The sequence below is a fragment of the Pseudomonas sp. URMO17WK12:I9 genome (genome assembly GCF_900230165.1).
GTDB classification, from domain to species: Bacteria; Pseudomonadota; Gammaproteobacteria; order Pseudomonadales; family Pseudomonadaceae; genus Aquipseudomonas; species Aquipseudomonas fulva.
In genome coordinates this window covers 14,630-39,777 of the sequence record NZ_OCMQ01000012.1, presented here as the reverse complement: position 1 = coordinate 39,777, position 25,148 = coordinate 14,630, and the positions used below count along the sequence as shown (strand labels likewise).

Annotated in this window: 22 protein-coding genes and 4 tRNA genes; 5 read left to right on the top strand and 21 right to left on the bottom strand. The window is 62.9% G+C overall.

What is annotated here, in order from left to right; genetic code table 11:
• The first annotated feature begins 52 nt into the window (after positions 1 to 52).
• From CRP40_RS19245 to CRP40_RS19230, 4 genes are all read left to right on the top strand, one after another.
• On the top strand, positions 53 to 1,171 hold the full coding sequence (locus tag CRP40_RS19245) for a nitrilase-related carbon-nitrogen hydrolase (RefSeq protein WP_027916504.1): 1,119 nt from the start codon (positions 53 to 55) through the stop codon (positions 1,169 to 1,171).
• Between the two features lie 4 nt (positions 1,172 to 1,175).
• The gene (locus CRP40_RS19240; RefSeq protein WP_027916503.1) at positions 1,176 to 2,216 is read left to right on the top strand and encodes an AraC family transcriptional regulator; all 1,041 of its coding nucleotides are present in this window, start codon (positions 1,176 to 1,178) and stop codon (positions 2,214 to 2,216) included.
• Positions 2,217 to 2,655: 439 nt separating this feature from the next.
• Complete coding sequence (locus CRP40_RS19235) at positions 2,656 to 3,348, top strand: 3-oxoacid CoA-transferase subunit A (RefSeq protein ID WP_027916502.1); 693 nt, start codon at positions 2,656 to 2,658, stop codon at positions 3,346 to 3,348.
• 9 nt (positions 3,349 to 3,357) lie between these two features.
• Entirely contained in the window at positions 3,358 to 4,017 is a 660-nt protein-coding gene (locus tag CRP40_RS19230; protein WP_027916501.1) for a 3-oxoacid CoA-transferase subunit B, read from the top strand.
• 49 nt (positions 4,018 to 4,066) lie between these two features.
• On the opposite strand, the gene CRP40_RS19225 is transcribed toward CRP40_RS19230, so the two are convergent.
• From CRP40_RS19225 to leuC, 21 genes are all read right to left on the bottom strand, one after another.
• Entirely contained in the window at positions 4,067 to 4,951 is an 885-nt protein-coding gene (locus CRP40_RS19225; RefSeq protein WP_050587375.1) for a DUF2242 domain-containing protein, read from the bottom strand.
• Between the two features lie 196 nt (positions 4,952 to 5,147).
• Positions 5,148 to 5,224: transfer RNA gene (locus tag CRP40_RS19220), tRNA-Asp, on the bottom strand.
• A gap of 132 nt (positions 5,225 to 5,356) precedes the next feature.
• Positions 5,357 to 5,433, bottom strand: a tRNA-Asp gene (locus CRP40_RS19215).
• A 98-nt stretch (positions 5,434 to 5,531) separates the two neighbouring features.
• A tRNA-Asp gene (locus tag CRP40_RS19210) sits at positions 5,532 to 5,608 on the bottom strand.
• A 66-nt stretch (positions 5,609 to 5,674) separates the two neighbouring features.
• Positions 5,675 to 5,750: transfer RNA gene (locus tag CRP40_RS19205), tRNA-Val, on the bottom strand.
• 208 nt (positions 5,751 to 5,958) lie between these two features.
• Positions 5,959 to 6,732: an SDR family oxidoreductase gene (locus CRP40_RS19200; protein ID WP_027916500.1), complete on the bottom strand. Its 774-nt coding sequence runs from the start codon at positions 6,730 to 6,732 to the stop codon at positions 5,959 to 5,961.
• Positions 6,729 to 7,940, bottom strand: coding sequence for an O-succinylhomoserine sulfhydrylase (locus tag CRP40_RS19195; RefSeq protein WP_027916499.1), 1,212 nt, complete (start codon positions 7,938 to 7,940; stop codon positions 6,729 to 6,731). The genes CRP40_RS19200 and CRP40_RS19195 overlap by 4 nt, the downstream gene beginning before the upstream one ends.
• A gap of 17 nt (positions 7,941 to 7,957) precedes the next feature.
• Positions 7,958 to 9,463: an amidophosphoribosyltransferase gene (gene purF / locus CRP40_RS19190; RefSeq protein WP_023535974.1), complete on the bottom strand. Its 1,506-nt coding sequence runs from the start codon at positions 9,461 to 9,463 to the stop codon at positions 7,958 to 7,960.
• A gap of 42 nt (positions 9,464 to 9,505) precedes the next feature.
• Complete coding sequence (locus CRP40_RS19185) at positions 9,506 to 10,063, bottom strand: CvpA family protein (protein ID WP_027916498.1); 558 nt, start codon at positions 10,061 to 10,063, stop codon at positions 9,506 to 9,508.
• 159 nt (positions 10,064 to 10,222) lie between these two features.
• Complete coding sequence (locus CRP40_RS19180) at positions 10,223 to 10,879, bottom strand: SPOR domain-containing protein (protein ID WP_027916497.1); 657 nt, start codon at positions 10,877 to 10,879, stop codon at positions 10,223 to 10,225.
• On the bottom strand, positions 10,863 to 12,170 hold the full coding sequence (gene folC, locus CRP40_RS19175; RefSeq protein ID WP_027916496.1) for a bifunctional tetrahydrofolate synthase/dihydrofolate synthase: 1,308 nt from the start codon (positions 12,168 to 12,170) through the stop codon (positions 10,863 to 10,865). The genes CRP40_RS19180 and folC overlap by 17 nt, the downstream gene beginning before the upstream one ends.
• Entirely contained in the window at positions 12,170 to 13,063 is an 894-nt protein-coding gene (gene accD, locus CRP40_RS19170) for an acetyl-CoA carboxylase, carboxyltransferase subunit beta (protein ID WP_023535975.1), read from the bottom strand. Before accD ends, folC begins: the two co-directional genes overlap by 1 nt.
• 221 nt (positions 13,064 to 13,284) lie before the next feature.
• The gene (locus CRP40_RS19165; protein WP_027916495.1) at positions 13,285 to 13,905 is read right to left on the bottom strand and encodes a phosphoribosylanthranilate isomerase; all 621 of its coding nucleotides are present in this window, start codon (positions 13,903 to 13,905) and stop codon (positions 13,285 to 13,287) included.
• Between the two features lie 58 nt (positions 13,906 to 13,963).
• Entirely contained in the window at positions 13,964 to 14,818 is an 855-nt protein-coding gene (gene truA, locus CRP40_RS19160; protein WP_027916494.1) for a tRNA pseudouridine(38-40) synthase TruA, read from the bottom strand.
• 111 nt (positions 14,819 to 14,929) lie between these two features.
• Complete coding sequence (locus CRP40_RS19155; RefSeq protein WP_027916493.1) at positions 14,930 to 17,548, bottom strand: FimV/HubP family polar landmark protein; 2,619 nt, start codon at positions 17,546 to 17,548, stop codon at positions 14,930 to 14,932.
• Positions 17,549 to 17,619: 71 nt separating this feature from the next.
• Positions 17,620 to 18,624 (bottom strand): aspartate-semialdehyde dehydrogenase, encoded by a 1,005-nt coding sequence (locus CRP40_RS19150; RefSeq protein WP_033695214.1) that lies wholly within the window; start codon positions 18,622 to 18,624, stop codon positions 17,620 to 17,622.
• A 193-nt stretch (positions 18,625 to 18,817) separates the two neighbouring features.
• Positions 18,818 to 19,930: an aspartate-semialdehyde dehydrogenase gene (gene asd / locus CRP40_RS19145; protein WP_027916490.1), complete on the bottom strand. Its 1,113-nt coding sequence runs from the start codon at positions 19,928 to 19,930 to the stop codon at positions 18,818 to 18,820.
• A 62-nt stretch (positions 19,931 to 19,992) separates the two neighbouring features.
• Entirely contained in the window at positions 19,993 to 21,075 is a 1,083-nt protein-coding gene (gene leuB, locus CRP40_RS19140) for a 3-isopropylmalate dehydrogenase (protein ID WP_027916489.1), read from the bottom strand.
• A gap of 54 nt (positions 21,076 to 21,129) precedes the next feature.
• Entirely contained in the window at positions 21,130 to 21,894 is a 765-nt protein-coding gene (locus CRP40_RS19135; protein WP_027916488.1) for a class I SAM-dependent methyltransferase, read from the bottom strand.
• Positions 21,895 to 22,033: 139 nt separating this feature from the next.
• On the bottom strand, positions 22,034 to 22,678 hold the full coding sequence (leuD, locus tag CRP40_RS19130) for a 3-isopropylmalate dehydratase small subunit (RefSeq protein ID WP_027916487.1): 645 nt from the start codon (positions 22,676 to 22,678) through the stop codon (positions 22,034 to 22,036).
• Positions 22,675 to 24,108 (bottom strand): 3-isopropylmalate dehydratase large subunit, encoded by a 1,434-nt coding sequence (gene leuC / locus CRP40_RS19125; RefSeq protein ID WP_027916486.1) that lies wholly within the window; start codon positions 24,106 to 24,108, stop codon positions 22,675 to 22,677. Before leuC ends, leuD begins: the two co-directional genes overlap by 4 nt.
• Positions 24,109 to 24,238: 130 nt before the next feature.
• Here leuC and CRP40_RS19120 point away from each other — a divergent pair, with 130 nt between their 5' ends.
• The gene (locus CRP40_RS19120; RefSeq protein ID WP_027916485.1) at positions 24,239 to 25,117 is read left to right on the top strand and encodes a LysR family transcriptional regulator; all 879 of its coding nucleotides are present in this window, start codon (positions 24,239 to 24,241) and stop codon (positions 25,115 to 25,117) included.
• Positions 25,118 to 25,148 lie beyond the last annotated feature (31 nt).

Genomic DNA, 25,148 nt, shown 5'->3' with positions numbered 1-25,148 from the left:
AACAGCGCGTCTACCCTAGGGCTCCCTCATGCCCATTGCCTTCTACTGTTTCATGAAAAAACTCCTGACAACTGCCCTGCTGCTGGTGGTGATCGCCGCCTTGTGTGGTTATGCCTTCTGGACCCAACAGCGCCCGCAGGGGCACTACCTGTCCGACCTGCGCATCGAGCTGGCAGTCAACCACGGGCAACCCGGTGAACACGGCAACCTGCTGGGCGTCGAGCCGCTGCTGTACCCAGGGGACTACCAGGACCTGCAACGTCTGCACCGCAAGCTTGCCGCCTACCTCGAGCAGGCGCGCACGCTGGGCCTGATCACGCCTCGCACCGTGGTGGTATTGCCTGAGCACATCGGTACCTGGCTGTGGGCACGCGGCGAGAAGAACGCGTTGTACCAGGTGACCCACCAGCGTGAGGCCCTGCAATGGTTCGAACTGAGCAATCCGCTTCGCTATGGCTGGGCCATGCTCGCGGCCGAGGGCGATGACCGACGGGCCGATGCTCACCTGCGCATGAAGGCCGATCAGATGGCCGCCGATTACCAGCAGGTGTTCGGCGGCTTGGCCAAGGAATTCGGCGTAACCCTGGTAGCCGGCTCGATCGTGCTGCCGCAACCCTACGTCAGCGAGGGTGCATTGCACCCCGGGCGCGGCCCGTTGTTCAACAGCAGCGTGGTGTTCGCCGGCGACGGCACCATCCTGGGCCAACCCCAGCCCCAGCACTATCCGGACAGCGAGAACAGGCGGTTCATACACCCGGGTGTGGACCAGCCTCTGCAGGTGCTGCAGACGCCTGCGGGGCGGCTTGGCGTATTGGTGGGAAGCGACAGCTGGTATCCGGAGAATCACCACCAGTTGCTGGCCCAGTCGGTCGAACTGGTGGCCATCCCTGCCTTCCTGAGCGGCAGGCACAGCTGGCTGGAGCCCTGGCGGGGAAATCGCCATCAGCCTGTCAGCACGCGTTTGGCCGTCAAGCGTGGCGAAGTCAGCGAGCAGGACGCCTGGCACCGGCTGACCGCGCCTATCGGTCACCAGGTGAGCAGTGTGAGCGTCTTCATGCGCGGCCAGTTCTGGGAGCACGGCGCCGATGGCCAGGGTTTCGTCTGGCAAGCCGGCGACCTGTTGGCTGGGCCACCCAGCCCAGGTGCCCGCTTGCTGAACATATGGCTCTAGCACCATGAGCCGCCCGCAGGTAAGGCTGGGCGACCTGTCGGTAGGCTTTGTGCAACCCTTGGCGGAGGCGATTCGACGGCTGGGTCACGACCCTGCACCCTTGCTCGAACGCTATGGCCTGGACGCGGCGCGGCTGGCCCAGGCCAATGCGCGCCTGTCGATACCGCGCTACATGCACCTGGGCCACGCCGCCATCGCATTGTGCGCCGAGCCTGCACTGGGTTTGCAGATTGGCCAGTTGAGCCGGCTGGCCCATACCGGGCTGGCCGGGGTCACGGCAGGGCAAGCGCCGACCCTGGGCGAGGCGGCGCGCACCCTGCTACGCTTAGAGCCGCTGTACGCGTCCAACTATCGAGGCCATTGCACTTACTGCGAAGATGGCGAAGGCGCTTGGCTGCGTTTTTACTCCATCAGCCCCTACAACGCCTACAACCGCTTTGTGGTCGACTCGCTGCTCGTCGGCTGGCTGGCCCAGCTGGGCGACCTGGTCGGTACGCCAGTGGTGGCCGAGCGGATGGACATCGAGTTCGCAGCCCCAGGCTACGCCGCCCTCTATCAGCCCCTGTGCAGCGCGCCGGTCCGCTTTGCCGCCGAGTGCAACCAGTTGCGCCTGAGCCGCGCCACGCTGCAATTGCCAAACCCCAGGCATTGCCCCAGCACCTGGCACCAACTGCTGGCCCTGAGCGAGGCGCACATGGATCAGCTGACCCGCGTGCGCAGCCTAGGCGAGCGTATAACCCATTTGCTAGGGCCGCTGCTAAACGGTGGACGTGAACCGGAGCTCGACGAAATTGCCCTGCAGCTCCAACTTCCGCCCTGGACGCTGCGTCGCAGGCTGGCAGAAGAAGGCACGCGTTTTCGTGACCTGTTGAACGGCACCCGACGCGACCTGGCCGAGACCTATATCCGCGACACCCAGTTGAGCTTCGGCGAAATCGCCTACCTGCTGGGGTTCGCTTCGGCAGAGGCTTTCCAGCGCGCGTTCAAGCGCTGGACTGGGCTCACGCCTGGCGGTTACCGCCGCACGCAGCGACGCGGGGACTAAAGTTCGGTAGCGTCTTCGGCCGGTTCAGGCGTGTCCATCTCGTGGGCCTGAAATTCCAGCAGCTCTTCCTGGTAGTCGTCCATCTTCCTGCGTCCTTATCCGAATACGGTTTGCTGAGTTCATCGGCACCCTAGCGCGATGACGTGACAGGAGGGTGACGTGACGATGCTTTTCGCGCAGCGCGCCCTCGCGTGTCAGGATCATGGACCTGTGGACCGGCTCGTTCGTTTAATCCAATTCGCCCCTCACACAGGCCGACGCGACGCGCGCGCGCAACAACGGTTCGGTAATCGCCCAGATATTGCCTCGGCGCCTGCGCCCATGGCCCGGCTTGCGGCAAGCTAGCTTCACGTTCATTCCCCATCAAGCGCCAGTCAGTGCTCGAAGCATGGTGCACTGCACAGGTGGCGTTTTTACAAGCATCGACGGGAGCTACGCCTTGATCGACAAGACCCACGCAACCATTGCCAGCGCCGTGGCGGGCATCACCGATGGCTCGACCCTGCTGATTGGCGGTTTCGGTACGGCCGGCATGCCCTCTGAACTCATCGACGGGTTGATCGCCACCGGTGCACGCGACCTGACCATCATCAGCAACAATGCTGGCAACGGCGACACTGGCCTTGCTGCATTGCTCAAGGCCGAACGTGTGCGCAAGATCATCTGTTCGTTCCCGCGCCAATCGGACTCGTACGTTTTCGACGCCCTGTATCGGGCTGGCAAGATCGAGCTGGAGGTCGTACCGCAAGGCAACCTGGCCGAGCGCATTCGCGCAGCAGGCTCTGGCATCGGCGCCTTCTTTTCACCCACCGGCTATGGCACCTTGCTCGCCGAAGGCAAGGAAACCCGGGAAATCGACGGCCGCCAGTACGTACTGGAGATGCCGTTGCACGCCGATTTCGCCTTGATCAAGGCCCATAAGGGTGATCGCTGGGGCAACCTGATCTACCGCAAGGCCGCCCGCAACTTCGGGCCGATCATGGCCATGGCTGCCAAGACCACCATCGTCCAGGTCGACCAGATCGTCGCGCTGGGTGAGCTGGACCCGGAGCATATCGTCACGCCGGGCATCTTCGTGCAACGCGTGGTAGCGGCCCCCGCCGCCGCTCATCAGACCACCCACCCATTCTGAGGCCTGGCCATGACCATCAACCAACGACTCTCGCGTACCGCCATGGCCCAGCGTGTTGCAGCCGACATTGAGGAAGGTGCCTACGTCAACCTGGGCATCGGCGCCCCCACACTCGTCGCCAACTACCTGGGCGACAAGGAAGTGTTCCTGCACAGTGAAAATGGAGTGCTGGGCATGGGACCCAGCCCTGCGCCAGGCGAGGAAGACGACGACTTGATCAATGCTGGCAAGCAGCACGTGACCCTGCTGACCGGTGGTTCCTATTTCCACCACGCCGATTCATTTTCGATGATGCGCGGTGGGCATCTGGACATCGCTGTGCTCGGTGCTTTTCAGGTTTCGGTGAACGGCGACCTGGCTAACTGGCACACCGGCGCCGAGGGGTCGATCCCCGCGGTGGGCGGCGCGATGGACCTGGCCACCGGCGCCCGGCAAGTGTTCGTGATGATGGACCACCTGACCAAAACCGGAGAAAGCAAATTGGTGAGCGAATGCACCTACCCTCTGACGGGCATCGGGTGCGTGAGCCGCATCTACACGGACCTCGCGGTACTGGACGTAACGCCGGCAGGGCTCGAAGTGGTCGAGATTTGCGCGGCCATCACCTTCCAAACGCTGCAGGCGCTCAGTGGCGTACCGCTGATCGACCGGTCTGTCAAACCTCGCTAGCGCCTGGCCGATTTGACGCCCGAAGCGTGGCGGCGCCGGCTTTACGGCCTCATGGGGTAGAGGGCTGGCCCTGTGTAGCCGTTTGATCCTGCGGGGCTGGCACGGCCGGCTCAGCCGGCTGCACCTCGATGGGCGCCGCATCGGCCGGGGGCGCAACGGGCTGCGAGCTCAATTCATCCCCACTGTCAGGTGCCTGGAGAGCCTGCTGGCTAGGCGCGACGGCCGCGGGCGATGCACCGTCCTTGGGCGCAGTGTCTGGCTCAGCCGGTGCAGGTGCAGCCTCGACCGGGACTGGCGCTGGGTTTGCCGCAGCCTGCTCCGGCAAGCCCAGTTCCACCGCAGGCTTCTCAGCCTTGGGCGCGGGTTGTTCAGCTTTGGGCTGGCTCAAGGATTGGGCCTTGGGCTTGGTCTTGGGCAGGTAACTTTCCACCAACGCGAAGTAGCGGTCGTAAAACTGCGCGGCGGTGACTGTCTCACTGGCCACTTTCACCATGGAGTCATCGCTCGAGCCAATCGGCATCGACACCGACCCCAGCACCCCTACTCCCAGGCTTGCCGATGTATTGGACTTCTTCAGGGCATAGCGGTCCTGCAAGGCGTTGGCGAACATGGTCGAGTGCTGCTCGTCGCTCGCATCGGGCGCACACGTGACATTGAAGCTGATCTGCAGGTGGTTATCGCTGTTTTGCTGGAAACTCTTGTTGCCGACCACCTGGTTAGGGCCGCTGCTGGTGATGATATAGCCCTGGCTGAGCAGCGCACGGCGTGCGGCTTCGCAGGAGTTGGCATCCCCTACGGGAAAGCTGCGCGAGAACGTGCCTGAGTCGTCGAAGTTCTCATGCTCGTACACCGCAGGTTTCTTGGACGCACAACCGCTCGACACGGCCAACAGGGCGGCCAGCACGAGCGCACCAGAAACGGAAGATCTTGTCATCGAGGGTTCCGGGTATTTCAAGAAGGTGCCTATTGTGCAACACAGCAGCCAGGTACAGGAACCGCTGGTCGGTGAAGTACCCGCAAGGTTTCATGCAGGCGGCAAGGTCAATACGGCAAACGCCAAAAACGCAAAAAGCGACCCGAAGGTCGCTTTCGCGTAGCGCCAAGGTGTTCAAAGGCCCTTGGTGCGAAGATGGCGCAGCGGACGGGACTCGAACCCGCGACCCCCGGCGTGACAGGCCGGTATTCTAACCGACTGAACTACCGCTGCGTATCATTCAGGCTTGCGCCCGATTGAAACTTGGGTCTACCCACCAGACAGCCTGGGGGAAGGCATGAAAAACGGCTCAATGACCATTCGTCATGGTTGCCTCAAGGTGTTCTAGGGACCTTGATGCGAAGATGGCGCAGCGGACGGGACTCGAACCCGCGACCCCCGGCGTGACAGGCCGGTATTCTAACCGACTGAACTACCGCTGCGTATCGTTCAGGCTCGCGCCCGATTGAAACTGGGTCAGCCCAAGGCGCTCGACCTTGTGGCTTCAGACCGGTGACAAGCACCCATCTGTTAATCAAAATGGCGCAGCGGACGGGACTCGAACCCGCGACCCCCGGCGTGACAGGCCGGTATTCTAACCGACTGAACTACCGCTGCGCAGTGCATTCCTCTCTAGCTGTCAGCTTCTTGCAAAGCCTTGAGCGTCAGGAACATCTCAGGAAGTGGTGGGTGATGACGGGATCGAACCGCCGACCCTCTGCTTGTAAGGCAGATGCTCTCCCGGCTGAGCTAATCACCCTCGCGATGTTGCTTGTTGCGTTTGCTTCGCTGAGGCCGCGAAATTTACGCAGGTGACGACGCTAAGTCAATAGCCCTGTTGAGTTTTTTTCCAAGTCGCCGGTGCCCAGTGCAAAGCCGAGCACATCCTGATTCAGACCCAAGCCAAGCCTGGACATGAAAAAGGGACCTTGCGGTCCCCTCCTCTGCCTACCTGCCCACAAGGGCCTTCAGGTGTAGATCATCTTGCGGGTCATACCGCCGTCGACCACGAACTCCTGACCGGTCACGAACGCTGCCTGCCGGGACAGCAGCCAGGCGACCATGGCTGCAACGTCCTCGACGGTGCCCACGCGACCGGTGGGGTGCTGGGCGTGGTCGGCATCGCTCAAGGGCTCGGCACGGCGCTGGGAGGGATCTCGGGCATCAATCCACCCCGGGCTCACGGCGTTGACACGAATCTCCGGGCCCAGGCTGATGGCCAGCGCATGGGTCAGTGCCACCAGGCCCCCTTTGCTGGCGGCATAAGCTTCAGTGTCAGGCTCGGACTGCCGCGCCCGCGTGGACGTCAGGTTGACGATGGCGCCATTGTGCGCGCGCAGGTAAGGCGCACAGTGCTTGGCCAGCAGCATCGGGCCATTGAGATTGACTGCCAGCACACGATTCCATTGAGCCAGGCTCAGGCTTTCAAGCGTCTGGCTGTGGGGGTTGGCAATCGCAGCATTGCACACCAGCGCGTCAAGCCTGCCGAATTGCCCGAGCACCTCGGACACCCCGGCACTGACTTGGGACTCGTCTGCTACATCCATGGTGATGAACCAGGCATTGTCCCCCAGTGCCTTGGCCGCTTTCGCCCCCCGCTGGCGGTCGAGGTCACTGAGCACCACCTGCCAACCTTCGCAGATCAGCCAGGCGGCAATACCAAGTCCAATACCGCGCGCGGCACCGGTGACCAAAGCGACCCGGCCGTTATGGCCGGGCGTATTGAGGCCAATTTCGATCACAATGCCGCCAGTCCACGCGCCAGATCAGCCTGTAGATCCGCCACGTCTTCCAAGCCCACAGCCACACGAATCAGGCTGTCGCGGATGCCGGCAGCCGCACGCTCCTGCGGCGTCAAGCGGCCATGGGAGGTGGTGGCCGGGTGAGCGATGGTGGTCTTGCTGTCACCCAGGTTGGTGGTGATCGAGACGACCCGGGTAGCATCGATGAAGCGCCAGGCCCCTTCCTTGCCGCCCTTGACCTCAAAGCTCACTACAGCGCCGAAGCCACTCATCTGGCGCTTGGCCAATTCGTGCTGCGGATGGCTCGGCAGGCCGGCGTAATGCACTTTTTCGATGCCGTCCTGCTGCTCCAGCCACTGCGCCAGTGCCTGAGCACTCTCGCAGTGTGCGCGCATACGCAGGCGCAGCGTCTCCAGGCCCTTGGTGAATACCCAGGCGTTGAAGGGGCTGAGCGTCGGGCCCGCCGTGCGCAGGAAACCGACCACTTCCTTCATCTGTTCGGCGCGGCCCGCCACTGCACCGCCCATGCAACGGCCTTGGCCATCGATGAACTTGGTTGCGGAGTGGAAGACGATGTCGGCACCGAGCTTGAGCGGTTGCTGCAAGGCCGGTGTGCTGAAGCAGTTGTCCACCACCAGCATGGCCCCACGGGCATGGGCGATTTCGCTGAGCGCAGCAATATCGACCAATTCGGCCAGTGGGTTGGAAGGCGACTCGACGATCAGCAGCTTGGTATTGGCCTGGATGGCCTGCTCCCAGCCAGCAAGATCGACCAACGGCACGTAGTCCACCTGCAAGCCGAAGCGCTTGAAGTACTTCTCGAACAGGCTGATGGTCGACCCGAACACGCTCTGAGACACCAGTACATGATCGCCTGCACTGCACAGCGACATGACCACGGCCAGAATCGACGCCATGCCAGTGGAGGTGGCCACGGCCTGCTCGGCACCTTCCATTGCCGCCAGGCGCTCTTCGAATGCCCGTACGGTCGGGTTGGTATAGCGCGAATAGACATTGCCTGGGGTTTCACCGGCAAAGCGCGCAGCCGCATCGGCAGCCGTACGGAATACGTAGCTGGAGGTCAGGAACAGCGCTTCGCTGTGCTCGGCCTCCGGTGAACGGCACTGACCGGCGCGCACTGCCAGGGTGTCGAAGCCGACACCCTCCAGGTCGCTGTCCAGTCGCCCGGCATCCCATTGATCGGTCATGCCATCGCTCCCTGAAATCAGTTGTTGTAGAGGTCGATGATTGCGCTGACTGCCTGGGTCTTGACCTTGGCCAGGTCATTGCGGGCCTGCTCGATGCGGTCAAGGTAGGCTTCATCGATATCGCCAGTGACATACTCACCGTTGAATACCGCGCAATCGAAATGCTCGATCTTGATCTTGCCGCCACCGACCGAATCGATCAGGTCAGGCAGGTCCTGATAGACCAGCCAGTCGGCGCCGATCAACTCGGCCACCTGCTCGGTGGTACGGTTGTGGGCGATCAGTTCGTGAGCGCTCGGCATGTCGATGCCGTAGACGTTGGGGTAGCGCACTGCAGGTGCTGCGGAGCAGAAATAGACATTCTTGGCGCCGGCCTCGCGCGCCATCTGGATGATCTGCTTGCAGGTGGTGCCGCGCACGATCGAATCGTCAACCAGCATGACGTTCTTGCCACGGAACTCAAGCTCGATGGCGTTGAGTTTCTGGCGCACGGACTTCTTGCGGGCAGCCTGGCCCGGCATGATGAAGGTGCGGCCGATGTAGCGGTTCTTGACGAAGCCTTCGCGGAATTTCACGCCCAGGTGGTTAGCCAACTCAAGCGCGGCAGTGCGGCTGGTGTCCGGGATAGGGATGACCACGTCGATGCCATGATCCGGGCGCTCGCGCTGAATCTTGTCGGCGAGCTTCTCGCCCATGCGCAGACGCGCCTTGTACACCGAGACACCGTCCATGATCGAGTCCGGGCGGGCCAGGTAGACGTGTTCGAAAATGCAGGGTTGCAGTTTCGGGGCCTGGGCACACTGCTTGGTGTACAGCTGGCCTTCTTCGGTGATGTACACCGCTTCACCTGGCGCCAGGTCGCGAATCAGGGTGAAGCCAAGCACGTCGAGCGCAACGCTTTCCGACGCGATCATGTACTCCACACCTTCGTCGGTGTGGCGCTGACCGAAGACGACCGGACGGATACCGTTGGGGTCGCGGAAACCGACGATGCCGTAGCCCGTGATCATGGCAACGACGGCGTAACCGCCGACGCAGCGGCTGTGCACATGGGAGACCGCGGCGAACACGTCCTCCTCGGTAGGCTGCAGCTTGCCGCGCACGGCCAGCTCATGGGCGAATACGTTGAGCAGCACCTCGGAATCGGAGTTGGTATTGACGTGACGCAGGTCCGACTCGTAGATCTCCTTGGCCAACTGCTCGACGTTGGTGAGGTTGCCGTTGTGAGCCAGGGTGATGCCGTATGGCGAGTTGACGTAGAATGGCTGGGCCTCGGCGGAGGTCGAGCTGCCGGCTGTAGGGTAGCGCACATGGCCGATGCCGATGCTCCCCACCAGGCGTTGCATGTGGCGCTGCTGGAACACATCGCGCACCAGGCCATTATCCTTGCGCAGGAACAACCGGCCGTCATGGCTGGTCACGATACCGGCAGCGTCCTGGCCGCGGTGCTGGAGGACCGTAAGCGCGTCATACAGCGCCTGATTGACGTTCGACTTACCGACGATACCGACGATGCCACACATGCGACGCAACCCCTACTTTGATGAAACTTGAGTGAATAGCGCTCAAGGCCGGGTCGGCCCGAGCAGCTGCTCCTTGAACGGAAGATCGGCCGGTGTGCTGATCGCTCCGTTGGACATCCATTGGCTGGTGAAGCCCACGACCAGGTTTTTGGACCAGTCGGCTACCAGTAGAAACCGTGGGATCAGGCGAGACTCCTGCCACCACGCGTCTTGTTGAACCGGCCCCAGGCTCAGCAGCCCGAGTGCCACCACCACCAGCAGGCCGCCCCTGGCGGCGCCGAAGACCATGCCCAGAAAACGATCGGTGCCCGATAGGCCGGTAACACGGATCAGTTCGCCGATGAGAAAGTTGAGCATCGCCCCCACCAGCAATGTGGCGACAAACAAGATACCGCAGCCGGCGATCACACGCATGGAGGGCGTCTGAATATAACTCTCCAGGTACACCGAGAGCGAGCCACCGAACATCCACGCCACCGCACCGGCAATGATCCAGATGAGCAAGGACAGGGCTTCCTTGACGAAGCCGCGTTTGAGACTGATCAGTGTGGAGATGGCGATGATCGCGATGATCGCCCAATCAACCAGGGTAAATGCCACGGTGCTGCCTGCAGATCGTTGAGGCGGCGGATTTTACCAGAGCGACGAGGGCTTGGGTAAGCGGAATGTCAGTGGATCGCCCAGCCAGGACAGCAAGCCTGCTGGGCACCGCCAATATGCTCGCTGACTGGGACGGGACGGCAATGCCGCCCCTCTCCTTCAGCTGCGTTCCGGCTGGAAGCGCACGACGAAGCCTTTGAGGCTGTTTTGGCGGTTGATGGCATCGCGGGTGCGCTCGGCGTCGGCACGCTCGATCAGCGGGCCGACATACACCCGATTCATGCCACCGGCTGCGCGGATATAGGCGTTGTAGCCCTGGCTACGCAGGGTCTGCTGCAGCTTCTCGGCGCCTGCCCGGTTGGACAGGCTCGCCAATTGAATCGACCAACTGACCGGCAGGCCGTTGGCGTCCAGTTTGGACGGCGCGCCGGCCTTGGTCGACGTTGCTGCTGGCGCAGAAGCGGCCGACGCCTTGGGCTCTACCTTGGCCACGGCCGGCGGAGCAGGTTGGGCCTGCTGGGCCTGCGGCGACGGCGTGATGGGCTGGCTGGGCGCACGCGCTGGCGCGGACGACTCGTCTACCACCACCGGCGCCGGATCCGCTTGCTCTGGCAAGGCCTGGGGTTCGGGCACGGCAACAGGGTCGACCTTTACCTCAGGCACCGACGGTGCAACAGGCGCCTGAGGGGCATCGACGTGCACCTCACGCATTTCATCCTGCCGCGAAAACAGCATTGGCAGGAAAATCACCGCCAGCGCGACCAGCACCAGCGCACCGATCATGCGCTGCTTCATTCCTTTATCCAGCACTGCCATCTATCCCACCCTCCTGGGGATGCCGCTGCAACCATTCCAGCGCCTGAGCGACACAGAAAAACGAACCGAACAGCAGGATCTGATCATCTGCCGTGGCGTTCGCGCACTGCCCCTCCAGGGCAGCGTCGACGCTGGCATAAGACTTCACCGTGGCGCCGAGGTTCGTCAGGGCCTGTGCCAATTCAGCAGCAGGCCGACTACGCGGAGTGGCAAGCGGTGTGACGGCCCACTCATTGACCAGGGCCTGCAAGGGCGCGATCACACCCTCGAGGTCCTTGTCGCACAGCAAGCCGAACACGGCCAGACGCCGGCCAGCCAGTGGCCTGGATGCCAGACGCCGGGCCAGGTACTGAGCTGCATGTGGGTTGTGCCCGACATCCAGCAGCAGCTCAACCGCAGCGCCACGCCAGTGGATCACGCGCCGATCGAGGCGACCCGTGATGCGCGTATCGACCAGTGCCTGGCGCAGCTGCGCAGGACGCCAGGGCAAGCCGCTCAGCAGGTAGGCCTGCAGGGCCAAGGCGGCGTTTTCCATGGGCAGATCCAGCAGGGGCAGGTCCATCAAGACGACTTTTTCACCTTCGCCGGATGTGCCGTGCCAGCTCCAGCCACGCTCGGCCACCTGAAGGTTGAAGTCGCGGCCCCGCAACCGCAGCGGAGCTGCCAGTTCGCTGGCCTTGTCGAGCAACGGCTGGGGCGGATCGAGGTCTCCACAGAGCGCGGGCTTGCCGGCACGGAAGATACCTGCCTTCTCGAAAGCCACCTGCTCGCGGGTATCGCCCAGGTAATCGATGTGATCGACCCCGATGCTGGTCACGAGCGCGATGTCGGCGTCCACGACATTCACCGTGTCCAGCCGCCCACCCAGCCCGACTTCCAGCACCACCGCATCGAGCTGCGAACGCTCGAACAGCCAGAACGCCGCCAGGGTACCCATCTCGAAATAGGTCAGGGAGATTTCGCCGCGCGCCGCCTCGACCGCTGCGAACGCCTCGCACAACTGCGCATCGCTGGCTTCAACGCCGTCGATGAGCACGCGCTCGTTGTAGCGCAGCAGGTGCGGCGAACTGTACACGCCGACCCTCAGCCCCTGTGTGCGCAGCAGCGAAGCGAGGAACGCGCAAGTCGAACCCTTGCCGTTGGTGCCCGTTACTGTCACCACACGCGGGGCAAGCTTGCCCAGTGCCAGGCGCGCCAGCACCGCTTGCGAACGCTCCAACCCCATGTCGATGGCAGAGGGGTGCAGCTGCTCGAGATAGGCGAGCCACTCGCCAAGGGTCCGTTGGGTCATCACGCGACAGCAGCCGCCTCAAGGGCCTCGACCGGGGTCTGCTGGCCGGTCATCTGGGCCAGCAGGCGCGCCAGCCGTGGACGCAGGTCGCCCCGGGAGATGATCAGGTCGATGGCACCGTGCTCCAGCAAGAATTCGCTACGCTGGAAGCCTTCAGGCAACTTCTCGCGTACGGTCTGCTCGATGACGCGTGGGCCGGCAAAGCCGATCAGGGCCTTGGGTTCGCCAACGATGACGTCGCCCAGCATCGCCAGGCTGGCGGACACGCCGCCGTAGACGGGGTCGGTCAGTACCGAGATGAACGGGATGCCTTCTTCACGCAGACGCGCCAGCACCGCAGAGGTCTTGGCCATCTGCATCAGCGAGATCAGCGCTTCCTGCATGCGGGCACCCCCGGAAGCCGAGAAACACACCATCGGGCAGCGATGTTCCAGGGCATAGTTGGCTGCGCGCACGAAACGCTCGCCGACGATGGCACCCATGGAGCCGCCCATGAAGGAAAATTCAAACGCGCTGACCACGATCGGCATGCCCATCAGGGTGCCGCTCATGGAGATCAGGGCGTCTTTTTCACCGGTCTGCTTCTGCGCGCCGGTCAGACGGTCCTTGTACTTCTTGCCGTCGCGGAACTTCAGCCGGTCGACCGGCTCCAGGTCGGCGCCCAGCTCGGCACGGCCCTCGGCATCCAGGAAGATATCGATGCGTGCACGTGCGCCGATGCGCATGTGGTGGTTGCACTTGGGGCATACGTCCAGGGTCTTTTCCAGCTCCGGACGGTACAGCACGGCCTCACAGGACGGGCATTTGTGCCACAGGCCTTCAGGTACCGAGCTCTTCTTCACCTCGGAACGCATGATGGAAGGGATCAGTTTGTCGACTAACCAGTTGCTCATGCTTTCTTTCTCCAGTATCGGCGGGAGGGGACCAGCGTAGCCGGCCTGCCCTGCCCTTTTGAGCTCAAATGCTTATGAAACGTAGGTGATGCGGCAACCCGGGTTCATCACCCCTGCCGCACCACCCTGAACAATTCGGTTGACCGCCCCACGCAGGGCCGGCTGGCCCATGGGGCTGAGATAGCTATGGACGATGGCGCGCTGCCTGCCGTCACATCTGCTCAAGCCTGTTTCACCGCGCGTACGAATGCTTCGATCCTGGCCGCGTCCTTGATGCCCTTGGCCTGCTCGACACCGCCGCTGACATCGACCGCGTACGGGCGCACCTGGGCGATCGCCTGCCCGACGTTGTCCGCCGACAGACCACCGGCCAGAATGATCGGCTTGCCCAGGCCGGCAGGCACCAGTGACCAGTCGAACGCTTCGCCCGTGCCTCCAGGGATACCCGGCACGAAGGTGTCCAACAGGATGCCGGATGCGTCGGCATATTGCCGGCACGCAAGCTTCAGGTCGTCACCCGGACGTACCCGCAAGGCCTTGATCCACGGCCGGTGATGGCCTGCGCAATCGTGCGGGGTTTCATCACCATGGAACTGCAAGAGGTCCAGTGGCACCGCTTCGAGTATTTCACTCAGCTCGCAACGCGTGGCATTGACGAACAACCCGACCGTGGTCACGAAGGGCGGCAGCTCGGCAATGATGGCGCGTGCCTGCTGTACGGTCACGGCACGCGGGCTCTTGGCATAGAAGACCAGCCCGATGGCATCGGCGCCAGCCTCGGCAGCCGCCAGTGCGTCTTCGATGCGGGTGATCCCGCAGATTTTACTGCGAACGATGCTCATGGACAGCAACCTGTTTGCGCGGTCAAAGGCGGAATCTTAGCAAATGGCGCTTCGTGCGTCAGTCAGCCAATGCGTCGTAGCCCGTCAGAAAGTGCGGGCCAATGTAACGCTCGGGCAGCGCAAAGGCCTCCGGGTACTCCACCTGGACCAGATAAAGCCCATAGGGGTGGGCCGTGACGCCACCTTCGCGGCGGTCCCGCCCCTCGAGCACCTGACGCGCCCACTCCACCGGCCGTTCGCCCGCGCCGATAGCCATCAGCACGCCGGCGATGTTGCGTACCATGTGATGCAGGAACGCGGTAGCCCGGATATCCAGCACGATCATCTGCCCGTGACGGGTAACCCGCAGGTGATAGATGTGCTTGATCGGCGACTTGGCCTGGCATTGGCTAGCGCGGAACGCGCTGAAATCATGGGTGCCAAGCAGGCTCGAAGCGGCCTGCGCCATGCGCTCGATGTCCAGCGGACGATGATTCCAGGTCACCTCCTCGGCCAGGTGAGCAGGCCGAATCGGATCGTTGTAGATCACGTAGCGATAGCGCCTGGCACAGGCCTTGAAGCGCGCATGGAAATCGGCTGGCATGGGCTTGGACCATACGACGCTGATGTCATGGGGCAGGTTGAAATTAGTGCCCATGGTCCAGGCGCGTTCGTCACGCACCGCATGGGTGTCGAAATGCACGACCTGCCCACAGCCATGTACGCCTGCATCGGTACGGCCGGCGCAGACGACTGAAATGGGCTCGTTGGCCACTTTGGAAAGTGCCTGTTCCAAGGCTTGCTGAACACTGGGCACGCCGCTGGCCTGGCGTTGCCAGCCGCGGTAGCGGGCGCCCTTGTATTCCACACCCAAGGCGATACGCGTGCAGCCTTCGGCAGCGGATTCGGCCGAGGCGGTGTCGATGATGTCCAAGAATCTGCAACCTGTTGGTGTACGAAATGCCGGGGATTATAACGACAATGGCAGCCGTACAGGGCTGCCATCGGGTTCACGGGTTACGACCAAAGGGCTCCACGCGAAGGCCTAGACCAGACGCGAAAGCATATCCTCTGCTTCTTCGCGCTGACGTTCATCGCCATCCTTGACCACTTCGTCGAGGATGTCGCGGGCGCCTTGGTGATCGCCCATGTCGATGTAGGCGCGGGCCAGATCGAGCTTGGTGGCCACCTCGTCGGCGCCCGAAAAGAAGTCGAAATCCAGGTCGTCGATCGGTTCGAGTTCAGGTTGCGCGGCGGCATCCTCTTCAGTGAAGTGCGGCTCCAGGGAGGGCGACTCCAGACTTTGCGAGAGTTTGTCCAGCTCGGCGTTGACGTCATCGAGTTCGGAGGCGAACTGTTGCGCGCCTGGCGAATCGTCCTGCAGGGAGAGGTCAAAATCGGCCGGCAGATCGAAATCGGTGGCCGGATCAAAGGCCGGTACCGGATCGATTGCACTGGGCGCTGCGTCATCCCGACCACCCGTCCCCTCGGGTTCACCGATGTCCAGGTCGAAATCGGACAGATCCTGGGCTGGCGTGGCTTCAGCGCTGGCTTGCGCCAGCAAGGTTTCGAAGTCTGCATCGGCCGGGTCTTGCATTTGGGCCTCTGAAGCGAGCGCATCAGTGGTCGGGCTGGCAGCCGATGTCGCGGGCTCGGGAGAAGGCTCGTCCAGGCTCAAGTCGAAATCGTCATCCAGCGCCGGATCATCCAGCTGCGCAGTATCGAGCGTCGGAATATCCCCGAAGGCGTCCGAATCGGCAGCGGCCTGAGCCTGCGGCTCCGCTGCCACTGCAGGTGATGAAACCGGCTGATCATCGAGCAGCCCTTGCACATACTGCTCGTCCAGCTTGGCAGCCAAGGCAGCAGCGCCCACACCGGCCGCCGCCAAGGCAAGCATCGCCGGGTAACGCTCGCGAAGGCCGGCCACTTCTGCGGTGTTCACCGCCGTCGCCGGCAACTGGCGCTCCTGCTCGGCGAAGGCGCTTTGATCACCTTGGCGAGCGTAGACCTCCATCAATTTCAAGCGCAGGTCATCGCGCCTGGGCGCGCTGGCAACTGCAGGCTCCAGCAGCTCCGTGGCACGGTTCAGGCGACCCTCGGCAATGCACACCTCGGCCTGCGCCAACAAGGGCCCATAAGGGTCTGCCGCAGGCTCACGCACAGGTTGTGCAACGGGTTTTTCAGAGGCCGCTGCCGCTGCCGCCGAGGCGGCGACCGCCGCTGGCGAGAGCGTAACGGTCGGGGACACGACTTCGACGCCATCCAGGCTGTCATCCTCTGGATCGAAACCCTCGATCTGCTCCTCTTCCAGAGCGCGCGCCATGCGCAAATGCTTCTCGGCTTCCTGTTGGGCCCTGCGCTTACGCGCCAGCAGCCAGAGCAGCAGCGCCAGGACCAGGACGGTAGAACCGGCGATCAGCCATAGCAACCAGCGGCTTGCCAGTACGTCGTCGAGGCTGCTGTCCGCCTGGGTGTCTGCGGCCGCGGGTTGGGCGTCTGGCGCAGCCGAGGGCGCTGGCGCGATCACGGGTTGATCGGGAACGGCCGGCTGGCTCGCCGTCGGGACCGGGTCGGTCACAGGCACAGCCGCCTGCGCAGGCGCCAGGGCCTGTTGACCGGGTTCGCCAGGGACCGCTGCTGCTGGCGCAGGGGTAGCCGCACCTTGAGCTTCCAGCCGGGCCAATTGATCGTTCTTGAGCTCGATCAGGCGCTGCAGCTTGTCCAGCTGGCTCTGCAGGTCGGACATGCGGCTTTTGAGTTCTTCGTTGTCACGGCGGCTGGTGTCCAGGCTTTCCTGCGCCACTGCCAGCTTGTCGTTCAGCGCCTTGGCCTGACCGGTACCCGGCTGGTTGCCGGGGCTAACCAGGCGCAGGTTGTCGCCTTGGGCGATGGCAGCGGGTGCGGCGTCTGCTGCACCACGGCGGGTGGCGTCGAGCTGGCGGGCACGTGGCCCCAGGCGTCTACCCTCGCGCCAGGCCGCGTACTGCTCGGCGACCTCGCGATTGGCTTCACCTTGGGCGATGCTCTGGATCTGTTGCTGATCGGGCAGGCGCAATACCTGGCCTACCTTGAGCTGGTTGATGTTGTTGCCGATGAACGCATCCGGGTTCAGCGCCTGGATCGCGATCATGGTTTGCTGGATCGACCCGCCCTGGGCGTTGCGCGCCGCGATCTGCCACAGGGTATCGCGGCGCTGGGTCGTATAGCTGCCAGGGCCGGTGGTCGCAGCGGCGACAGTGCCCGTTGCGGCCTGCGGGCCCTGGGCCTTGGCCTGATCCAACAGGACGCTGTAGTCACGCAACAGGCGGCCCTGAGGCCACATCACCTGTACCAGGAACTTGACCACCGGCCCCGGCATGGGCTGGCTGGAGGTCACGCGAAGCACGCTTCGGCCATTGGGGTTGATCACAGGCGTAAAGCGCAAGTCCTGCAAGGCGCTGGAGAAGTTCACGCCTGCCTTGGCGAACTCTTCAGGCGGGGCCAGGCTTGGTGCCAGCTGCGCCGCGGTCAGGTCACGCACATCGAGCAGTTCGATTTCGGCCTCCAGTGGCTGGTTCTGCGCCGACTTCAGGGTCAGCTCTCCCAAGCCCAGAGCGTTGGCCATGCCCGAGGACAGCGCCGAGGCTGCTGCCATGGCCAGAACCAGTTTGCGGATTCGAAGCATGAACTCTTCCCTTGTATGGATCGTCCCGAAACGTGCAGGCAGAGCAGGACAAAAGTGCCTGCCAGTATCTTTTACAGACCGTGTTTAATCAACAATTGTGCCACCTGCACAGCGTTGAGCGCCGCGCCCTTGCGCACATTGTCGGTGGTCAACCAGAGGTTGAGCTGCCGGGTTTGATCAACGCCATGGCGTACACGTCCAACATAGACCACGTCCTGCCCCACTGCGTCGCCAACCGGTGTTGGATAGTCGTCCGGATCTACCCGGTCGATGCCTGCCGCCACGTCCAAGGCCTGGTTGACGGCCGACAAATCCACGGCGTGGCGGCACTGCACCGCCACATTGAAGCTATCGCCGAAAAACACCGGGACTTGAATGCAGCTTGCTGAAATACTCAGTTCAGGCTGGCCCAGCAGCTCGCGCAGCTCCTGCACCATCCGCCGCTCTACGGCGGTATGACCCTGTTCGTCGACCTTGCCGACCTGGGCCAGCACGTTGAAGGCGACCTGGCGGTCGAAGAAACGCGGTTCCAACGGACGGGCATTGAGCAACTCGGCCGTTTGCCGCGCAAGCTCGTTGACTGCCTCACGGCCTTGAGCCGATACCGCCAAAGACGCCACCACCTGAACATGCTCGATGTCCAGCAAATGCTTGATCGGGGCCAGGGTGGCGGCGACGGCCACGGCTCCTGAACAGGGGCTTGTGATCAGCGCGGGCCGCTTGAGCCCCGCCACTTGCTCGGCGTTGGCTTCTGGAACGACAACCAGGGCGTTGTCCAGGGCACCGGACAGGTCGATGACGGTGCAGCCCGCTTGCACAGCTCGGGCGGCGAAGCTGCGGCTGACCGCGGCACCGGCTGCAAAGAACGCCAGCTTGACCTGCCCGAAATCGAACCCCTCGACTTCACGTACCTTGAGCTTCTTCCCGGCGAACATCACGCTGCTGCCCGCCGACTCGATGCTGGCGAGCAGATGCAGGGTGGCGACCGGGAAATCCAGCTCTTCGAGAATCTGGACCAACGCCTCACCGACGCTGCCGGTGGCACCGACGACGGCGATATCGAATGAAGGTTTCATATTGCAGGCTGCCTCTGGCGAAACGGGAGCGGCACTTTACCCGCATTACACAAGCGAGGCCAACGCCGACCCGTCGCAGGTAGTCGCCACCTGCCTGTACGCAGCCTCGTATCCCCTGCCACCTTCACCGCGCGCCTCAAAATAAAAAACCCGCGCTGGGAGCAGCGCGGGTTCGGGTACAGATGGGGCCGTATCAACGCTCCAGCAGGATCCGCAGCATACGACGCAGCGGTTCGGCAGCGCCCCACAGCAGTTGGTCACCTACCGTGAACGCCCCCAGGTACTGGGAACCCATGTTCAGCTTGCGCAGACGACCAACCGGAATGTTCAACGTGCCGGTCACCTTGGTGGGGGTCAGTTCCTGCATGCTGATTTCGCGCTGGTTGGGTACCAGCTTCACCCAAGGATTATGCTGGCTGATCATGCCTTCGATGTCGGCGATCGGCACGTCCTTGTTCAGCTTGATGGTCAGCGCCTGGCTGTGGCAACGCATTGCACCGATGCGCACGCAGATGCCATCCACCGGAATCGGGTTCTTGAAGCGACCCAGAATCTTGTTGGTTTCGGCCTGCGCCTTCCATTCTTCGCGGCTCTGGCCGTTGGGCAACTCCTTGTCGATCCAGGGGATCAAGCTGCCGGCCAATGGGACGCCGAAGTTTTCAGCCGGGTAGGCATCGCTGCGCATGGCTTCGGCCACTTTACGGTCGATGTCGAGGATGGCGCTGGCCGGGTTGGCCAGGTCCTCGGCGACCGCCGCATGGGTGGCACCCATCTGCTTGATCAGCTCGCGCATGTTCTGCGCCCCTGCACCGGACGCTGCCTGGTAGGTCATGGCGCTCATCCAGTCCACCAGACCGGCCTCGAACAACCCGCCAAGGCCCATCAGCATCAGGCTGACCGTGCAATTGCCGCCGATGAAGTTGCGGGTACCGGCATCAAGCTGGTGGTCGATGACCTTGCGGTTGACCGGGTCGAGCACGATGACCGCATCATCCTGCATCCGCAGGGACGAGGCCGCATCGATCCAGTAGCCCTGCCAGCCTGCTTCGCGCAGCTTGGGGAACACTTCATTGGTGTAGTCGCCGCCCTGGCAAGTCAGGATCACGTCGAGGGTCTTGAGCTCTTCGATGGAATACGCGTCCTTGAGCGGCGCGGTATCCTTGCCCACGTTCGGGCCCTGGCCACCAATATTGGAGGTGGTGAAGAACACGGGCTCGATAAGGTCGAAATCCTGCTCCTCCAGCATTCGCTGCATGAGCACGGAACCAACCATGCCGCGCCAACCGATCAGACCTACACGTTTCATCGCAACTACACCTTTGCTAAAAGTGGGCCGCCATCGGGATTGGGGATGGCGGGCCAGAGAGATTACAGATTCCGCAGCGCTGCGACTACTGCGTCGCCCATTTCCTGCGTGCCGACCTTGCGGCAGCCCTCGGAGAAAATGTCGCCAGTGCGCAAGCCCTGGTCGAGCACCAGGCTGACAGCCTGCTCGATGGCCTCGGCAGCAGCCGACTGGTCGAAGCTGTAGCGCAGCATCATCGACACGGACAGGATGGTGGCCAACGGGTTGGCGATGCCTGCTCCGGCGATATCCGGCGCCGAGCCGTGGCAGGGCTCGTACATGCCCTTGTTGTTGGCATCCAGCGACGCCGATGGCAGCATGCCGATGGAACCGGTCAGCATGGAAGCTTCATCCGACAGGATGTCGCCGAACATGTTGTCGGTCAACATGACGTCGAACTGCTTCGGTGCGCGCACCAGCTGCATCGCCGCGTTGTCGACGTACATGTGGCTCAGTTCCACATCCGGGTAATCCTGTGCCACGCTCTCGACCACTTCCCGCCACAGCTGACTGGAAGCCAGAACGTTGGCCTTGTCCACCGAGCACAGTTTCTTGCCACGCACCCGGGCCATGTCGAAACCGACGCGGGCGATACGCCGCACTTCGCTTTCGCTGTAGGGCAAGGTGTCATAGGCCTGGCGCTCGCCACCTTCAAGCTCGCGCTGACCACGTGGGGCACCGAAGTAGATGCCGCCGGTCAGCTCGCGAACGATGAGGATGTCCAGGCCAGAGACGATTTCCGGCTTGAGCGAGGACGCATCGGCCAGCTGCGGATAGAGAATGGCCGGGCGCAGGTTGGCAAACAGCCCCAGTTGCGAGCGGATCTTCAGCAGGCCGCGCTCAGGACGAATGTCACGCTCGATCTTGTCCCACTTGGGACCGCCTACGGCGCCGAGCAGCACGGCATCGGCCTGGCGTGCACGCTCCAGGGTTTCATCGGCCAGCGGCACCCCGTGCTTGTCGATGGCTGCGCCACCGATCACGTCATGGGTCAGGCTGAGGTCGAGCTGGTACTTGTCATTGGCCAACTCCAGCACCTTGACGGCTTCGGCCATGATTTCAGGACCGATGCCATCACCCGGAAGAATCAAAATCTGCTTGCTCATGCTTTCCTCTATGCATTCACGCAGCGCGGCGAATCGGGCCGCGCCGAAAAAGGCTTAACGTTCTGCCCACAGCACCAGCACATCCGTGCTGAACGAGCCATCGGCCTCGATCTCGTAATACTGCCGTACTTCTTCGCCCATGGCTTGCTGCAGTTCGCGGATGGCCAGGCGCATCGGCTCAGGGGTGCGCATGCGCTCGACCCAACTGCCGAATTCCAGGCGCAGTGACTGCCGGGCATGACTGCGAACACGCAGGCCAGCCTCGCTGACCTGGCGCTGCCACTGGGCAGCAGAGTAATTGCGAACATGACTGGTGTCGCGCAGCACTTCTACCGCTTGCAGGTACGTGTCCAGCAGCGGGCTACCAGGCGACATGACGTCGATGAATGCCGCCACGCCGCCCGGCTTGAGCACGCGGCGCACCTCGCGCAGCGCCAGGCCCAGGTCGCTCCAGTGATGGGCTGAGTAGCGGCTGAACACATAGTCGAACGACGCATCGGCAAATGGCAGCGATTCTGCCGCGCCACGCTCGGTCATGATATTGGTCAGCGCGCGATCGGCGGCAGCGTTGGCGACGACGTCCAGCATGGACTGGGAAAGGTCGTACGCGACCACCTGCGCCACCAGCGGCGCAACCTGGAAGCTGACGTGACCTGCCCCGCAGCCCAGGTCCAGCACGCGTGCATCGCCCTGCCCCTGCAACTCGGCCTGCAACAGCGCGAACTCGCTGCCTTGAGCATGCACGGCGCTGCTGAGGTAGGCACCCGCCTGATCGCCAAATTGGCGCTGAACCACATCGGTATGCTGTGTACGAATCATTGGGATGTCCTGGTGATGGAGGAGTTGCCGATACGGGATCGACCATGGCGGCAGTGGTACAGGCTGTCGCCAGAGAGCGTGGGCGATCCAGCTTGCACCGACCTGCTGGCAAGCAGGCCGGTGAGCGCGTTCGCTTCAGTCAGGCGTCACGGAACAGCCAGGGTTGCGCAGCACGGTGCTTGCCCTCGAACGCCTTGATCGCATCGCTGTCCTGCAGGGTCAGGCCAATGTCGTCCAGGCCATTGAGCAGGCAATGCTTGCGGAATGCGTCGATCTCGAAGTGCAGCACCTTGCCGTCCGGACGTGTCACCGCCTGGGCCTGCAGGTCGATGGTCAGCTGGTAACCTGGCGCGGCTTCTACCTGCTTGAACAGCTCATCGACTTCTTCATCGCTGAGGATGATCGGCAGCAAGCCGTTCTTGAAGCTGTTGTTGAAGAAGATATCGGCAAAGCTTGGCGCGATGATGCTCCGAAAGCCGTACTCGTCCAGGGCCCAGGGGGCATGCTCACGGCTGGACCCGCAACCGAAGTTCTCGCGCGCCAACAACACGCTGGCGCCTTGATAGCGCGGATGATTGAGCACGAATTCTTCGTTTACCGGGCGCTTGCTGTTGTCCTGATAGGGCTGGCCTACGTCCAGGTAACGCCACTCGTCGAACAGGTTGGGGCCAAAGCCTGTGCGCTTGATCGACTTCAAGAACTGCTTGGGGATGATCTGGTCGGTATCGACGTTGGCACGGTCCAACGGCGCAACCAGGCCTATGTGCTGAGTGAAAGCTTTCATGCTGCGCTCCCTTGGATCAACTCGCGGACATCGATGAAGTGGCCGGTGACGGCGGCCGCGGCGGCCATGGCCGGGCTCACCAGGTGCGTGCGGCCACCTGCGCCCTGACGACCTTCGAAGTTACGGTTGGAGGTGGATGCACAGTGCTCGCCGCTTTCCAGCCGATCCGGGTTCATGGCCAGGCACATCGAGCAGCCTGGCTCGCGCCATTCGAAGCCGGCTTCGACGAATATCTTGTCCAGGCCTTCACGCTCGGCCTGAGCCTTCACCAGGCCCGAGCCGGGAACGACGATGGCTTGCTTGACGCTGCTCGCCACCTTGCGGCCCTTGGCGATCTGCGCTGCCGCGCGCAGGTCTTCGATGCGCGAATTGGTGCACGAGCCGATGAACACGCGATCCAGGTGGATATCGGTGATCGCCTGGTTGGCCTTCAGGCCCATGTACTTCAGGGCGCGCTCAATGGAGCCACGCTTGACCAGGTCGGCTTCGGCAGCCGGGTCCGGCACCCGCTGGTCGACGGCAAGCACCATTTCTGGCGAGGTACCCCAGCTGACCTGCGGCTTGATCTGCGTGGCATCGAGTTCGACCACGGTATCGAAAACGGCATCCTCATCGGACACCAGGTCTTTCCACGCCTGGACAGCACGCGTCCACTGCTCGCCCTTGGGCGAGTAAGGGCGGCCTTCGACATAAGCGATGGTGGTGGCGTCGGTGGCCACCAAGCCAACACGGGCACCGGCTTCGATGGACATGTTGCAGATGGTCATGCGGCCTTCCATCGACAGCTCGCGAATGGCACTGCCCGCAAACTCCATCGCGTGACCGTTGCCACCGGCAGTGCCGATCTTGCCGATCACCGCCAGGACGATGTCCTTGGCCGTGACACCCGGCGGCAGCTGGCCTTCGACGCGCACCAGCATGTTCTTCATCTTCTTGGCCACCAGGCACTGGGTAGCCAGTACGTGTTCGACCTCGGAGGTGCCGATGCCGTGGGCCAGCGCACCGAAGGCGCCGTGGGTGGAGGTGTGTGAGTCGCCGCAGACCACGGTCATGCCTGGCAAGGTAGCGCCTTGTTCGGGGCTGATGACGTGGACGATGCCCTGGCGCTCGTCGTTCATCTTGAATTCGACGATGCCGTATTCATCACAGTTCTCGTCGAGGGTCTGCACCTGCAGGCGCGACACCTGGTCGACAATGGCTTCGATCCCGCCCTTGCGCTCCGGGGTGGTCGGCACGTTGTGGTCGGGCGTGGCGATGTTGGCATCGATACGCCATGGCTTGCGCTTGGCCAGGCGCAGCCCTTCGAAAGCCTGCGGCGAGGTCACTTCATGGATGATGTGACGGTCGATGTAGATCAAGGACGAGCCGTCATCACGGCGCTTGACCTCGTGGGCTTCCCAGAGTTTGTCGTAGAGCGTTTTGCCAGCCATCAGACTGTTCCTCATCAGCGTCTTTCTATGCCAAAGACCCCTTGGCTTGTATGGGCGATGCTAGGGGGTTAGAGTGAATAACTCAAATTCATAATTTTTATCCTTTGGATAACCGAAAGGAATTCTCCCAATGGACTTGGCCAATCTCAGTGCATTTATCGCCATTGCGGAAACCGGCAGCTTTTCCAGTGCAGCCGAGCGTCTGTACCTGACCCAGCCTGCCGTCAGCAAGCGCATTGCTGGCCTGGAGCAGCAGTTGAGCACACGGTTGTTCGACCGCCTGGGCCGCGAGGTGACATTGACCGAAGCCGGGCGTGCACTGCTTCCCAGGGCCTACCAAATTCTCAACGTGCTTGAGGATACCCGACGGGCGCTGACCAATTTGTCAGGGGAAGTGGGGGGGCGGTTGACCCTGGCCACAAGCCACCACATCGGCCTGCACCGCCTTCCCCCATTATTGCGGGCTTTCACCCGCCAATACCCGGCAGTGGCGTTGGATATTCAGTTTCTGGATTCGGAACAGGCCTACGATGAGATTCTGCATGGTCGTGCCGAACTGGCGGTCATTACCCTCGCACCTGAGCCCCACCCCCTGATCAACGCGGTACCGGTATGGCAGGACGCGCTGGATTTCGTAGCCGCCCCCGAGCACCCATTGGCCAACAACGACGCCGTTACCCTTGCCGATGTGTCTTGCCACCCTGCGGTGTTTCCAGGAGGCAATACGTTCACCCACCACATTGTCCAGCGTCTGTTCGAAAGCCAAGGCCTGACACCGAACATCGCCATGAGCACCAACTACCTGGAAACCATCAAGATGATGGTATCGATCGGTCTGGCCTGGAGCGTGCTGCCGCGCACGATGCTTGACGACCAGGTGGCACCCATCGCCTTGCCCGGCATTGGGTTGTCCCGCCAGCTAGGCTACATTCTGCACACCGAGCGGACCCTGTCCAACGCCGCCAAGGCGTTCATGGCCCTGCTCGATGGCCATGCCGCAAGCGTCTGAACAGCCGTCTGCCCGGCCCCTTCAAGGATGT